This is a genomic window from Bdellovibrio sp. CKG001, assembly GCF_055397465.1.
The window spans coordinates 957,720-973,056 of the sequence record NZ_AP029173.1 but is presented as its reverse complement, the minus strand read 5'-3'; the positions used below and the strand labels follow the sequence as shown (position 1 = coordinate 973,056).

Here is a 15,337-nt window from a genome sequence, read left to right as displayed (position 1 = left end):
CAACTTGGGGAAAAATGAATTGTGCGAAAGGACTGCCATGAACTTGATTGACCTCTCGATCCGACGCCCGGTGTTTGCATGGGTTCTTATGTTCGCTCTGATCGTTTTCGGAGCCATCTGTATGAATCGCATGGGCATCAGTCAACTTCCAGATGTGGACTTCCCGGTGGTCAGTGTTTCCGTCGACTATGAAGGCGCTGCGCCAGAAGTCGTCGAAGCCGAACTCCTGGACCCTATCGAGGAACGCCTGCTGGCCATTGAAGGCATCAAGGAAATGCGCTCTTCCGCCCGACAAGGGTCTGGCTCTGTCACTTTGGAATTTGATATCAACCGCAATGTCGATGTCGTCCTGCAAGAGGTCCAAACCGCCCTGGGCCGCATGCGCTGGCCTCCCGGAGTCGATCCAGCCACCATCCGCAAACAAAATCCCGAAGAAGACCCGATCATCATTTTGTCCGTCTTTGGTGAATCACCTTTGCGTGACATGATCAATTGGACTGAAAATTACCTGCTGGACCAGGTCCGCTTCCTGCCGGGAGTCGGCGAGGTCAGTATCGGTGGATTCAGTCAGCGCAACCTGCGCATCTGGGTGGACACCAAAAAACTGGAATCCTTGTATCTGACCCTGAGTGATGTGGTAGCCGCGATCAACACCCAGCACCTGGAAAGTGCCGCAGGTCAGTTCACTGAAGGTCAGCGCGAACTTCGCGTGCGCTGGCTGGGCGAGGCCACTGACGTCAACGAGGTCGCTAATATCCAGATCCTGCGCCGGGGCGGTCAACGCATTTTTGATCGTGACATCTTCATCAAAGATGTGGCCCGCGTGGAAGACGGCCTTTCAGACATCCGTCGAACCGCTCGTGTGGATGGACGTCAGGCCGTTTCAATCATCGTGCGAAAGCAGCGTGGCACCAATGAAGTCACCGTTGCCAATGAAGTTCGTGAAAAACTGGAAAGCATCAAAAGTTCTTTCCCCGAAGGTTTCAATTTCCGGGTCAATGTGGACTTCACCCGTCCGACAGAGGCCACGGTCAATCTGACGATTGAAAAACTATGGGTGGCAGCCCTGATTACGATTTTGATCTGCTTCCTGTTCCTTGGAAACGTCCAGGCGGCCATCAACATTCTCTTCTCGATTCCGACCTCCATTGTTGGAACGTTTATCATTCTTTACTTCTCAGGCTTCACTTTGAATCTGTTCACTCTGCTTGCTTTGACACTGTCGATCTCCATCGTCGTGGATGATGCCATCATGCTGCTGGAAAATATCATTCGCCACTACCGCATGGGGAAAGGGTCCGCCAAAGGCGCCTCGGATGGATCAAAAGAGGTTCTGCCTGCCGCCATTGCCGCCACGCTGGCGGTGATCGCCGTGTTCCTGCCTGTGGTGTTCATGGACGGGATCATCGGCAAATTCTTCTTCCAATTCGGCGTCACAATGAGTGCCGCGGTTTCATTGTCACTGCTTGAAGCAGTCACCATCACCCCGATGCGGGCGGCGGCCCTTCTCAGTACAGAACCGAAAGTTTCAAAACTGGAACACTTCCTGGATGAGTTGTTTGAAAAGTTCGCTCACTCGTACCAAAAAGTTCTGCACGGGACTTTACGTTTCAAATATCTGGTGGTTCTGGGCTCGATGATCTTCTTTGTCGTGTCCTTGGTTTTAGTCAGCAAGGTCCGTCAGGAATTCGTCCCGGCACAGGATCAGGATTTTATTATTTTAAATGCGCAAATGCCCCCGGGCACGTCATTGGAGGCCACCAGCAAAGCCGCTGAAAAACTTGAAGCCGTCCTGAAGGGCGATGCCACGGTTGAAGGATTTGTTGTGTCTGTCGGCGGCGGTGGCGGTGGATCCAACGTCAATCAGGTGTTTATGCCTGTCGCCTTAAAACCCCGCGCCGATCGCAGCGAAGGACATTTGCAGATCATGAATCGCTGGCGTCAGGAATTCCGCAAGATCAAGGATATGCGTGTGTCCATGCGAGACATCTCGGCGCGAAATCTTTCCTCCGGACGACAAAATCCGCTGGCTATCAACTTGCGAGGGCCGGATCTGGATGTGCTGTTTGAAAAATCCAACGAGCTGATGGCTCGCCTGGAAAAAGAAAATCTGGCCGTGGATCTGGATACGGATTTCCGCAAAGGGATCCCTGAACTGGTTCTGACCCCGGACCGGAAAGCCATGGCGGCCCGTGGTGTTTCTGTCGAGGACGTCGGCGCCATTCTTTCCGCCGGCGTGGGTGGGCTTCGTCAGGGACGCTACACCGCCGATGGACGACGCTACGACATCCGCTTCAAGTTTCTGGAAGAGCAAATCCAAAAACCCGCGGATTTCAAACGTCTTTATGTGCGCAACAACTTCGGCAATCTGGTCCCGCTTTCACAGTTGGTGAAGATTGAAGAGAAAAAAGCCATCCAGGGCATCAGCCGCGTAAACCGTCAGCGTGCGATCTCGGTCTTCGGGAACCTGTCGCCAGGTCAATCCCAGGCCGCGGTGCTGGAACGTGCCAGTGCCATTGCTAAAGAGATTCTGCCTCAAGGGTATTCTTTTGCGCTGGAAGGGGCTTCGGCCGGATTTGCTGATTCTTTTAAAAGCCTTTATTCCGCCATGATGGTCGGAATTCTGGTGGCCTATCTGATTCTGGCGGTGCAGTTTAATTCTTTCATTCATCCCATCTCGGTTCTGGTGGCGCTGCCCTTCTCGGTGACCGGAGCATTGGTGGCTCTCTGGATGTTTGATATTTCCCTGAATCTTTTCAGCTTCATCGGCCTGATTGTTTTGATGGGTATCGCCAAGAAGAACTCTATCCTCCTGGTCGAATTCACCAACCAAGTGCGGCACCATGGACAAACCGACATCGCCAAGGCCTTGCTCGAGGCCTGCCCGATCCGCCTGCGCCCGATTTTGATGACCTCTGTCGCCACCGTCGCTGCGGCTTTGCCTTTGGTCATCGGTCATGGTATCGGTTCTGAAACACGTATCCCTATGGGTCTTTCCATTATTGGGGGAACCATTGTTTCAACACTGCTGACCCTGTTTGTGGTCCCAGCTTTGTATTTGATGCTTTCACCACTTGAAAGCAAAAGGAAAAAGGTCGAACTGTGAAGATTTTAAAGCAAACCCGACGGACAATTTATTTTGTGTTGGGTTGGCTGTTTCTGGTCTTGGGGGTCATTGGTGTCTTCCTGCCTCTGCTTCCCACGACACCGTTCTTGCTTTTGACGGCGTTCTTTTTTGCTCGCAGCTCCATTCGCTGGCACAAGTGGCTGCTGACGCAACCCCACCTGGGCCCGATGATTCTGGACTGGCAAAAACACGGTGTCATCCGCACGCGGGCCAAGATCATGGCCACGGTGCTGATGGTTCCTTTGGTGTCGATCTCCCTTTTCTTTGGCGACGTTCCACTGTACGCCAAGGTCAGCGCGGCTGTGGTTTGCTCCTGCGTATTGGCTTTTATCTGGACCCGTCCTTCGGCCCGAGACTGACAAGAGACGGCATTTCGACGTATCAACCTAAGATTTTGTCTGTGACCTCAGCTATAACCCATCTGACGTGTGCACGAAGCTTGCTCCTTGAAAAAGGAATGAAGGAGTGTGCATGCACTGGCCTCGTTTGATTCTCATTTTGGGACTGCTGTTGTCCGATGTTGCGCAGGCGCTAACGGCCTCACCCCCCTTGCCTGGCGCTGAGACCGCAGAAGGTTACTATCGCCTGATCAGTGGTACCGACAACTGCCCCACTGAAGTGGAGTGGGCGGAAGACTGCGACGGCTTCGCTCTGTATCCTTCTTCGCAGGGAGCCTCCATGGACACCATTCGATTCTGCCAGATCAACCGGGGATTTAAGGTTCTTCAATCACCGGGAAAAAAGGTTCTGCGCGAAGTGGTCAGTCGCGACAACTACATCACTAAAAAAGAGACGACCCTTTATTTGGATAAAGACAACTCTCTCAGCTTGCTGCAAGAGGACACTGTCATTCAGGACGGTCCCAAAAAATTCCTATGGGAACACAGCCGTAATGGGCGAGGCTACAGCTGTCTCTACACCAGGTAGTGTATTCCTCGAAACATTCTTTTTGTCTCAAAGTGGGAATATGAGCTTATTGGCTAATTGCAGGTCCTTTTTATTCCGAATAAATAGTCATGAATTGCCAGGCACGTCTCGGAAAAATTGGTGTTTTTCTCTCTCTGATATTGGCGTTATCAGGATGCAACCTTAGCGCACAGATTCAAGACCTTCTGGAAGCGGAATCTCAAGGCCCCATACAACTTAAGATCTCTGAAAAAAGTCCTTATCTTATCGTCAATGCCGCCAATGTCGCAGCCAAATCCATTTCAGGAACCTGCACGAACAATGATGGCTCCGTCCAAATTACGTTGAACACTGATGCCCTTGCATCCGCTGCCTGCAACAACAATCAGTGGTCCATTCTTCATGACTTCTCACCAACTCCGGACAGTGACAACCTGACTCTCACAGTCCAGGAAACTACCGTCAATGGAGAACTTCTCACAGATACAGCCGTGCTCCTTAAAGACACTCTTCCACCGCAACTCACTCCCCTGAGCAGCCAGCTTATACCTGCTCTACCGCAAACAGCCTCCTGGAGCTGCCTCGACCCTCTGGATCTGTGCCAGTTCCGCGTTCAGGAAAGTGATTCTCCAGCCTTTGTCTTCGTTGCTGAAGACTTCAACAGCACCGCCAGCGCTTCACTGTCTACGCCGGGCATTCGTTATCTATACATCCAAGCCACTGATAAGGCACAAAATCTGTCTGCTCCGGTCCAAGTCCAACTGTACGTGGGCCAGCCGAAAATATTCATCGGCGCGCTTTCAAAAGAACTGACTTTGAATGGTATCGAAGATCTGAATATCCTGGCCCCGGCCTCCCTTCCGGAGATGGCCCTGTTCAACAATGAAACTTGTTCTGGGACCAAGAATTGGATCAGCACCGAAAACTTTGTGCCTAACTGGGCACTAGACCCAACCGCTGAAGGTGGCACTGCCTATGTCAGTGTAAAGTTTAGAACTGCAACCATGCAGGAATCCGCCTGTTACCACGACTCCATTCAGTGGCCTATCTACACCTCCCACACTATGTGCACCAGCACCAGCTCCAGCCTTTCTCGCGGACGTATCGTCGACTCCGGTGGAACATCGGGACCTTATCAAAACAACGAAAACTGCGCACTGAACCTGACACTTGCTGGCCCAACAAACTTCACATTTGACCTTTTTGATACAGAAGAAGGCTATGACTTCATCAAAATCTATGACGGCGAGACCAAGATTTTAGATCACTCCGGCACCGAGTTGCCAGATTCTTTCACCACGACCTCGAACAACGTTCGGGTCGAATTCATATCAGATGTAAGTTACACGCAAGCCGGCTTTAATCTTCGTTGGGAAAGCGCTGGGACTGGCGCCACTCAAACCATCTCTTTAAATAACGGCGATGCGATCGCGGTCAAAAATCTTGTTGATGTCGCGCTCAGCACACCCTCTCCCATGTTCCAAACCTATCTTACCGAAGACCCCAGTTGTTCTTCTGGAGGAACCTGGACAGCATTTACCGCTTCGACAACCTGGACTTTTGCAACTGCCAGCTCAGGCCCCAAAGAACTTTTTGTCAAGTTTCGCGACGCCTTTAACCAGGAGACCTTCTGTTCTTCGGCCAGCATCCGTCTGGAACTTCCAGAGATTTCCATTGATTATCCCGCAACTGAGGATCAGATCGGCAATTCGCTTGTGATCGGTGGGTATTGTTCGATCCCCAATAAACAAGTCCAACTTAGCGGCACTCTTACAGGCAGTACGACCTGCGCCCCGGACCAGAGCTGGGAGCTTACGCTGGACACCAGCGCTCTGGCTAACAACTCGGCGGTCAATGTCACCGCCACCCTCAAAGACGGCAGCGAGACCCTGGCCAGCAATGCCAAGACCTATACAATCACCAGAACTCTTTCACTGCAAACGCCCGCTCCCGCAACCACGATCGGACCCACAACTCAATTTGGCGGTTCGTGCAATATTTCAGGGGCGACGATCAATATCACAAGTCCGGTGACGACAACGACCACGTGTACAGCTGGAAGCTGGTCGGCTTCCATCAATGTACCTGGAGCTGACGGAGCCACCATCACCTTAACCGCGCAGCTTCTGCACAATTCAATCGTTCAAGAGACAAAATCCGCCACCTACACTTTGTCCACCACTCCGCCGACGGTGCAGATCACAGGAGCGCCTTCTGGCGTCAGCGTTCTGAGCTCTGTAAATGTCAACTTTGGCGGCACCAACGTCGGCTCGGTTCGCTACAAAATCGGAAATTCCACCGATTGCTCTTCGTCAACAGGCTATTCAACGGAAACTGCAGCTCCGGCAACAAGAACGCTGGATATTTCCGGGCTGAGCAATGGTAACGTCACTCTGTGTGCCGTGGGTAAAAATCCGGTCAATGGATTATGGCAGGACTTCGCTTCGGCCAGCAGTGTCAGTTGGACCAAGGATTCCGAAGTGGTCGCCACCATCACTTCAAAAAATATTTCCGTCGACGAGGGCACCACCAATAACACGATCACCTTCGCCCTTTCCGGCACGAAGACCTATGACGTCAAAATTTACTTCGACTACTTCGGCAGACAAATCTACATGGCGGATCACAACCTGGCTCCCGGATTTGTCACAATCCCGGCGGGAACTCTCACTGCATCCGTCAGCTATGATACTTTCGATAACGGACTGAACGACAGCGATCGGGACTTAAGAATTTATATATCGCATACCGACCAGCCGGCCGTCCGCATTGGCGCGACAAGTCTGGTCTCTCATCTGATCAAGGACAACGACGCAGTCTTTAAAACCGTCCTCAAAGTCGTCGCCGCCCGCAACAATCAATGTGCTATTTATTCTGACAACCGCCTGTTCTGCTGGGGTGACAACTACTACGGTCAACTTGGTTTGGGTCACAAAAATCGGGTTGGCACTATTGTGGAGCCCCTTCCAGGAACCACCTTCATCGATGTCTCCATCACGACCCAATCCATTTGCGCCATCACCTCCGCCAAAAAACTCAAGTGCTGGGGATACAACTACTACGGCGATCTGGGGATCGGCTCCACCACAGATCAGACCTCTCCTGCAGATGTCGACAGTGCAGAAAACTATGTGCAGGTATCCCTTGGAGCCAATGGGGCCTGCGCCCTGACCGAACTCGGAAAAGTGAAATGCTGGGGGCGAAATGTGAGTGGAACGAACGGAGATGGCACCACCGCCAACAGCTCCACGCCTCAGTTGATTGACAGTTCTGTCACCTATACCAGTGTTCACCGAAAATCCGGTACTGCCTGCGGAATCACGGCGGCTCAGGAATTGAAATGCTGGGGCGGGAACTCTTACCAGCAGATTGTTGTCGGAAGCACCAGCAATGTGCTGACACCGACCGTGGTCGACGCCGGAACGACGTATCTTTCTGCGACTGGCGGGTCCACTGTCTGCGGGATTACAACAGCCAACAAATTGAAATGTTGGGGATGGAACAACAACTCAAATGTCGGAGCTTATGCTGGCACCAACCCCGTTGTCACACGGGCCACCATCGACGGCGCCACCAATTATCTTTTTATATCAGATGATATGGGTTATCGCTGCGCCATCACCTCTAACAATGACCTGAAGTGCTGGGGCGAGGTTCGCGGCACGGTCAACTCCAATCAAACCACACTTTTGACGTCGCCCACCGATGTTAACGACGGGATCAAGTACTCTCAGATTGCGATGGCTGGTTATGGGGCTTGTGGTGTTACTACGGATGGACAGATTGTCTGCATGGGCGATCACTACAACAACTGGTTTGAGCCCGCGATCCTCTTTGACCTGACCCTTGTGGATACCGATACCACCGTATCAGACTACGGCGTCGGGTCTGCGGGTGCCTGCGCGATTAAGTCCGACGGCCTGGCCCTGTGCCTTGGCGCACATGCCGGAGCGGGATCGACAGTGTCCACCCCCGCTATTGTCGACAACGGCTCTAACTTTACCGGAGGCAAGGCGGTTCCTTCGAATAACGGCAGTTGTGTCATCAATGGCAGCGGGCAGATGTTCTGTTCCGGAGCCAATGGCTTTGGTGCCGTCGGAAATGGTGCGACGGAATCGTATGTCCCTTATATGTTTCCGGTTGCTCACTCAATTGCTTTTGCCAACACAGCCAGGGAAACTTTCTATTGCGGGTATGGCATATCAACCAGCGGCACCTTTTACGCCTGGGGATCTGAATCAAGCTGCCCCAGTCGCACACCGGCAGCGGTGGATACGGGCACAACGTACAAACCTGAAACCCTGGCCGTCGCCGACAGTTTAGCTTGCGCCATCACCACCGGAGATCAACTGAAGTGCTTTGGCTACGATGGTGGAACAGGTCATTTGGGCGGTGTCTCGCGCAACACACCGACCCTTATGGACAGCGGCACCCAATATCGATTTGTGTCTGTCGCCTACGCGCTCATCTGCGGAATTACCACCGCGGATAAAGTCAAATGCTGGGGCGCAAACAGCACAGGTAAAGTGGGCAATGGTACCACCACCAACACCAGCGTTCCTTACACTGTGGACTCAACTGAAACCTTCACCAAGCTAAGTGTTGGCTCCAGCCCGGTCTGCGCGATCACCAGTGGACAAGTTTTGAAATGCTGGGGCTACTGGGGGGATTACACTGGGAATTTGACGGTCACTTCGCCCACTGTGGTCAACGCTGGAACATCCTATCTGGACATCAAGGTTGGAAGCAGCTCCGCCCTGGCGATGACCACGGACGGAAAACTGCACTACTGGCCAACCGCACGCTTTGACCAGGCACCCATAGCCATTCAGCCTGCGACGACTTTCACCAGCATCAAAGGTCATGGCGCAGGGTACACTTACTGCGCCATGGACACCTCTTCAAAACTGTGGTGTTCAAAAGCAAGATGGGATGGAACTTTCGTATCCACCCCACGCTATATGCCTTACCGAAGACAGTAAAAATTCTAAGCCGATTTATTAAGGATAGCCTTGTAAGCCGTCTCCAAAAACTCCAGCGATTCGCGGTCGCTGCGATGGATGGCGGCCTGATAGGCCTCGGTCACAATTTTGATGGAGGCCCCCGCAGGAACCCCTAAAACCTCATAGGCATCCCAGGAATGCCCATTGTAGTTAAACATCACATTTAGATTTTTGGATTGGCTCCCCGCAAGATCAGGGTGAACCTGAGGGGGTGCAACATTTCGACGCAAAGGCTCGACTGCCGGCGTCTGAGATGGCGCAGGATCGATTAAAGGCGGGGCACTGTCCTTTGCCTTCAGGTTCAGTTGCGTCGGACGACGGCTGCCACCCCGAGAAACGAGATACCAGAATATGAAAGCCCCTGCTCCCACTAGATTCAATGTCAAAAAGTCTTGGCTATTCATCCAAGTTCTATTATTGGTGGTGTGGACCAATTTAGCAAGGAGTCACCTTCATGGCAGCCCCAAATCCCTTTGAAAAACAGGCAGGCATTCCCGGAGTGAAACACATTATCGCCGTCAGTTCCGGTAAGGGTGGCGTCGGCAAAAGTACCGTGGCCACAAACCTTGCTATGGCGTTAGGCAGAAAAAACAAAGTCGGCCTTTTGGATGCTGATATTTACGGCCCGAGCATTCCTCGTATGTTAGGTACTCTGGCACAAAAGCCCCATATCAATCCGGACACCAATCAACTGGAGCCGATCGTTCGCTATGGCATCAAACTGATGAGTATCGGCTTCCTGGTCGAAGAAGGTGCCGCCGTGGTTTGGCGTGGACCCATGCTGTTTAAAGCGATGGATCAGTTCCTGCGTGATGTGAACTGGGGTGAGCTGGATTATCTGGTGGTGGACTTGCCTCCGGGGACTGGCGACATCCAACTGACTTTGGCGCAAAAAGTTCCGGTGTCCGGTGCCGTGATGGTTTCCACTCCGCAGAACGTGGCATTGGTGGATGTGAAAAAAGCTGTCGACATGTATGCGCGTGTGAACGTGCCTCTCTTGGGGCTTGTGGAAAACATGGCCTACATGATCAACCCTGCCAACGGTGAAAAGATGCAACTTTTCCCGAAGGGTGAAATCGATTCCTACGCAGAATCCAAGGGCATCAACAAGCTGGGTGAAATTCCCTTCAACCCGTCTGTGGGCATGGCGTGTGAAGCGGGTATTCCGATCGTGGAAGCCAACAGCAATGGCGCTGAAGCGCAGGCGTTTATGAAGATCGCCGAAGAAATTCGCGAACTGCTTCCAACCACCTAGTTCAAATTTTTGAAATTCTATTTTTTATTCTCAAAAAAGGCCGTCGTTCTGACGGCCTTTTTGTTTCAAGCCAAAACAAAAAACGACCTTGTTTCCCACCCTGATACGTAAATCTGACGTAATTTGAGAATCGACATCCGTGCTATTGAAATTAAAACTTTGGTCGGGCTATCCTGATTGTGTTGAAACCACAAGGCTCGTGAGACTTACCTCTGAGTAAGTGAATGCTAGTAGGGCCAGCTAAAGGAGGACACGGATGAATTTTCGTTTTTACGAACATCACGATGACGAACTGAAGTGAAGACGCGTCACCAGGATTATTACAAAGAGGTGCGGTTCATGCCTCTCTAAACAAGAATGGGCTGGTTGGATCTGATGAATAACTCAAAGGAGGTTCCTAGGGTTATACTCGTTAGGATTAAGATCCTTCCTTTGCCTCAAGGCAAACCGCTCGGAAACGGCGGGACGCAAAGCTAAAGGGGTGTCGGCGCAAGCCATGCCAGCCAGCTGCCAAAGGTCATGAGTCACCTGAGGAATCAGAGGTGTGCATATGGAAGGAACAAATACATACAAGGATTGGTTTCATTCCCCTTAGCTAGCGAGTTATCACTGACGATTCCTCGCTAGCACTTTTTTTGGGCCCTGCCTTTTCAAGACAACCCGGCCCGCACACAATCAATACAAAAACTATTTCTTAAGAGGCACCAGCCAGTTTAATTTATCCGGCTCAGTTCCACGCTGAATGGCCGTGATCTCTCGGTACAGTTCATTGCTCAGTGGACCATTTTCATTGTTATTGATGATCCAGTCTTTACCCTTGTAGTGCAACACACCCACAGGGGAAATAACCGCCGCTGTGCCAGTTCCAAAGACTTCTTTAAGCTCTCCCCGCCCCAGGCGCTCGATCACCTCTGTGATGGTAATACGACGTTCTACGACTGGCAGACCTTTGGAACGCAAAAGTTCCAAAATCGCATCACGGGTCCCACCCGGAAGTATGCTGCCGTTCAAGGCCGGTGTGACGATCTCGTTATCGAAAACAAAGAACACGTTCATGGTGCCGACTTCCTCGATCCCCTGGTGTTCCACATCCAACCACAGAACCTGGGAATAGCCCTGCTTTTTAGCCTCCAGGGCCGCCTTCAGACTGGAGGCATAGTTTGCTCCGGCCTTTACGGCACCCAATCCACCTGGCGCTGCACGAAGATACTTTTCTTCCGCCCAGATTTTTACCGGCTTGGTTCCTTCAGAATAATAAGAGCCCACCGGGGATAAAATAATAAAGAAGATCGTTTCACGCGACGGACGAACCCCCAGGAAAGGCTCTGAACCAATCAAGGTCGGACGAATGTACAAAGAAGTGTTGGGCTCTTTGGGAATCCAACGCTCATCAACCGCCACCAACTCCTGCAAAGCCTCCATGAAAAGCTCCAACGGGGGCGCTTCCAGACACAGGCGAGCAGCGCCATCTGCCATACGACGATGATTGAACTCCGGACGGAAGAACACCACTTTACCGTCCTCCTGACGAAAGACTTTCATCCCTTCAAACAGCGCCTGACCATAATGAAAAACAGAAGCCCCCGGATCCAGAGACAGAGGACCATAAGGCAGGATGGCAGCCTCGCTCCATCCTTTGCCTTCCGTGAACTTTGCCACGAACATGTGATCAGAAAAATGCTGTCCGAATCCAAGTTGATTGGACGGAGGAAGCGCCTTCGGCGACGTCGTCAGAGTTTTGGTAATTGTTGTCATACCAAGGACCTACCGAACATAGGCACTTTGGTCAAACTTCGATTGCGATTTTCACCTTTTAATAGACCCGAAGCCCCGTGTTAAAAGATATCACACGAACCTTGCTCATAAACTTTATTCACTAAAGCTTGAGCCCGCACAGCCGCAGGGTCTTCCGATGTGTCTGTGGTAATGTCAAAACCCATCAAGACACTGGTGGCACTGTTTAAATCTGCGGCAGAATGTGGAAGTCCCTGACGCTTCATATGCTCCAATTGCTGAGCCGCCACACAGTCCGCCTGAAGCTCCATTGCCAGCCCACTGGTGGCCAGCAATTCCTGTATCGAAGCTAAGAGGTCCCGGCCCGCCGGCCATTTGCCTGCTCCCACAGACTCATAGATAGTTTTCAGCTGATAAGCCACCGCCCCCAAAGGCAGCGGTGTTTTTTGCATATTGTGAGCTTTTTCAGAATGCGCCAACTCATGGGCAATCACGGCCGTCAACTGAGCCGGGGTCAACATCTCAACAATACTTTTGGTCAAGAACATGTTGTTACCAAAACTAAATCCGTTGGGCTCTCCGGGAAGACCCTGAATGATAACAATCGAAAGCTTGTCGTAACGATACTTGAACGCCGGATATTGATAGATTTTCTGAAGTGCCTGATCCGCCCTGCGCTTTATTTCGGGTGCCTCAATTTCCTTGAACTGTGGGTGACTGATCTCAGCCGCCGCCATCAAAATACCGCGCACCAACTGCCCCAGATAGTAATCCGGAGAAATATACTGCACAACCGAGGCCTGCACCTGAAAAGCCACCATAAAAGACAACACGAAATTGACAGCGAAAACATTCTTCCAACGCATAAGACCTCTTTCTTAGGTCTTAGCGATATTCGTACCCAGGCCATAAGCAACCTAAAGCCGAGAGAGGATCAAATAAACGCCTAAAATGATACCTCTGCCGCGAATGGGCCCTTGCCGCTGCGGGGCCCCTGTCTAACATATTAACAGCGTGAAGAACGCCATGAGGGCCTGACTTTCCCCTCAGTGTGGCTTCGGCTTTGCTGAAAAGCCAGACATGCGCATTCAAGCTTTTAAAGTCTTTATTTCAGCTTTACTGATCTCTGGCACCGCCTGGGCCACCGAGGTTCCGGCCCACTGCAAAGAACCCATTGTCCGTCTGAAGGATTCCGAGCAAAAAATTCTGAATCCGTCCCTGACAGGACACCTTTATCAGCGCGCCTTCCTGAAGCTTGCGCAAAGACTGAGTCTTGAAAATCTCAATACGATTGAAGCCTATGCCGCCACACTGAGCACACGCCTGAATAAAGATCAGATTGAAAGTTTCAAATCTGTTTTCGTGAACTACGGCCAGGCTTCAGATTATGAAAACTTCATTCAAACTTTGAAAAAAACCGATTACTGGAAACCTGCCACCCGCATGTCGAACTCTTATGTTGCAGTGCTGGCTGCGCTGGCCCGCCATCTGGGTGAAATCAATCTAAGCGACAGTGAAATCGAAAGCCTTTGGATTAGCCACAACTGGCCTCACATCGACGGAACTTCATTGTCTAAAAAACTGGCCTCTATTTCAGGGGCCACTGAAAAGAAACGTCACTTGACGGTTGTGGAGTTTAATTCCCTGCTGCGCAGTCTGGGCCGCGACTGTGGCACAATTACCGACGCTGAAATTCAAAAGAAAATGCGTCAGGATTATTGGCTGACTTTGCGTGAAAGTCAGACGTCCGACGTGGACGGCGCACGCATTATTGTGCTGGGACAAGTCTTTGTCGCAGTTCCTTCTGTCAAACTTCCCGATCAGCGCCTGAATCAGGGCACAACCCAGATTGTAAATCTGAAAAAATATCCTGCGGAAAAATATGAAACGTACATTCAAAAACGTCACGCCGTGAATCAGAAGGCGGATCTGGATGTCATTCGATATTTCCACACCCACTATGGTGATTCAGCCTATGTCGTTATCGACAAAAAACAAAAGCAACTGCTTTACTTCCGTCAGGACGGAGTTGAACTTTCCAGAACCGGACTTGAAACATTCGCCGGTGACGAAATCAACTCTGGGGGCGCCGGGATCTATTTCTATGCCTCCCAGTCTGCCGGCTTCCATTTCCTTCAAGCGGAAAGAGACAACCTGACCCGCGCTGTGTTTAAATCCAACGCTTCTGTCCCGGTTGGCACCCCTGTCTATGTGCTGCCGGCAACCACCGAGCATCGTTTCCGGATCCGCAATCACCGTCTGACCTTTGGTGCCAGCAAAGTCTTCCGCAACCGCGTGGCCTACAACTACACTCCACTGAATCGTGACTTCAAAAAGGTGTCTATTACCGTGAACCTGCAAGACAGCTTCACCAAAGCTTATGTCAAAGCCCTGCAGGACGAAAAAAGCACGCTGATGGCGTTGTTGCGAATTGAAGACGATGACTACAACATGCTGGCCCAGTTCGCCTTCGGAGTCTTGGCACCAGAAACAGACTACGGTCAGAACTGGAAATACAAAATCAAGGAATTGGCGCCGGTGCTGGTCTCTTTGGCCAAGGGAAACGGCTTTGATACGGACGCCAACAGTCGCGGCCCAACACAGATAAAACGCATTCCGGAAGTTATTATCGAGCACTATAAAATGGAAAAAAGTGATCTCAAAGACCCCAAATCAGCCGCCGTGGCAACACTGGCTTTCTGCGCGGACCTGATGAAGGATCTTAGAAACGTGGCCCATTACCATCCTGAGATCACAGAGGAAACTTTGCAGAACTATCTGTATTATCTTTATCAGGGACGTCGCTGGGAAATCCGTGAAGCCACCGCGACGCCGGATAAAAATGCTTCGATCCGCAAGATCAAGAGCGCCATTTCCCTGCTGTCAATTCAGGATATTTAGTAGCGAGCCGGGCAGGTCACAGTGACTTGCTCTGAATTCTTCTTTAAAGACAACGACAGGTCACTGTCGGTCATTGTGTGTACGGAAACATCCGCGAAAGTCAGCGTCGCCATATAATGCCCGTCAACTTCCACCACACGCACCTTGAATTCCTCAACCCATTGATCCAGCACCCAACTGGCCAGATCGGTGTTTTCTTTTACTTCCACTGTCAATTCCACCGGAATCTCATACGCTTTGGAGGGGCTGCGATAGTCCACCCTACAAACTGGATTTGCAGCCAATGCGGCGGACGTTGTCAAAAATGTCAAAACAGAAACAACAAGATTTTTCATAGGACCTCCACAACGAAGGCCCTTATAACGCTGAAATGATATAATCAAAATTGAATTAATTTTAATTTAATAATAA

The 15,337-nt window shown here is 51.3% G+C and carries 10 protein-coding genes and 1 riboswitch; of the genes, 6 read left to right on the top strand and 4 right to left on the bottom strand.

Features of this window, described 5'->3' with window-relative positions:
* The first annotated feature begins 37 nt into the window (after positions 1–37).
* The 4 genes from ACZ50P_RS04800 (at position 38) to ACZ50P_RS04785 (ending at position 9,015) form a co-directional block, all read left to right on the top strand.
* Positions 38–3,106, top strand: a complete 3,069-nt coding sequence (locus tag ACZ50P_RS04800; protein WP_464133864.1) for an efflux RND transporter permease subunit — start codon at positions 38–40, stop codon at positions 3,104–3,106.
* Positions 3,103–3,486, top strand: a complete 384-nt coding sequence (locus ACZ50P_RS04795) for a YbaN family protein (RefSeq protein ID WP_464133862.1) — start codon at positions 3,103–3,105, stop codon at positions 3,484–3,486. Before ACZ50P_RS04800 ends, ACZ50P_RS04795 begins: the two co-directional genes overlap by 4 nt.
* 112 nt (positions 3,487–3,598) lie before the next feature.
* On the top strand, positions 3,599–4,054 hold the full coding sequence (locus tag ACZ50P_RS04790; RefSeq protein WP_374001461.1) for a hypothetical protein: 456 nt from the start codon (positions 3,599–3,601) through the stop codon (positions 4,052–4,054).
* Between the two features lie 140 nt (positions 4,055–4,194).
* Positions 4,195–9,015, top strand: coding sequence for a CUB domain-containing protein (locus tag ACZ50P_RS04785; RefSeq protein ID WP_464133859.1), 4,821 nt, complete (start codon positions 4,195–4,197; stop codon positions 9,013–9,015).
* A gap of 5 nt (positions 9,016–9,020) precedes the next feature.
* Here the strand turns inward: ACZ50P_RS04785 and ACZ50P_RS04780 are convergent, their stop codons facing one another.
* On the bottom strand, positions 9,021–9,422 hold the full coding sequence (locus tag ACZ50P_RS04780) for a hypothetical protein (RefSeq protein WP_464133857.1): 402 nt from the start codon (positions 9,420–9,422) through the stop codon (positions 9,021–9,023).
* A gap of 68 nt (positions 9,423–9,490) precedes the next feature.
* Between ACZ50P_RS04780 and ACZ50P_RS04775 the strand changes: the two genes are divergently transcribed.
* Positions 9,491–10,291, top strand: a complete 801-nt coding sequence (locus ACZ50P_RS04775) for an Mrp/NBP35 family ATP-binding protein (RefSeq protein WP_464117871.1) — start codon at positions 9,491–9,493, stop codon at positions 10,289–10,291.
* Between the two features lie 431 nt (positions 10,292–10,722).
* Positions 10,723–10,806: riboswitch (cyclic di-GMP riboswitch) on the top strand.
* 172 nt (positions 10,807–10,978) lie between these two features.
* Here ACZ50P_RS04775 and ACZ50P_RS04770 read toward each other — a convergent pair.
* Complete coding sequence (locus ACZ50P_RS04770) at positions 10,979–12,046, bottom strand: branched-chain amino acid aminotransferase (RefSeq protein WP_464117872.1); 1,068 nt, start codon at positions 12,044–12,046, stop codon at positions 10,979–10,981.
* 80 nt (positions 12,047–12,126) lie between these two features.
* Complete coding sequence (locus ACZ50P_RS04765) at positions 12,127–12,891, bottom strand: M48 family metalloprotease (RefSeq protein WP_464133855.1); 765 nt, start codon at positions 12,889–12,891, stop codon at positions 12,127–12,129.
* A gap of 214 nt (positions 12,892–13,105) precedes the next feature.
* Between ACZ50P_RS04765 and ACZ50P_RS04760 the strand changes: the two genes are divergently transcribed.
* Complete coding sequence (locus tag ACZ50P_RS04760; RefSeq protein WP_464133853.1) at positions 13,106–14,926, top strand: hypothetical protein; 1,821 nt, start codon at positions 13,106–13,108, stop codon at positions 14,924–14,926.
* Here the strand turns inward: ACZ50P_RS04760 and ACZ50P_RS04755 are convergent.
* Entirely contained in the window at positions 14,923–15,261 is a 339-nt protein-coding gene (locus ACZ50P_RS04755) for a hypothetical protein (RefSeq protein ID WP_464133851.1), read from the bottom strand. The genes ACZ50P_RS04760 and ACZ50P_RS04755 overlap by 4 nt on opposite strands.
* Positions 15,262–15,337 lie beyond the last annotated feature (76 nt).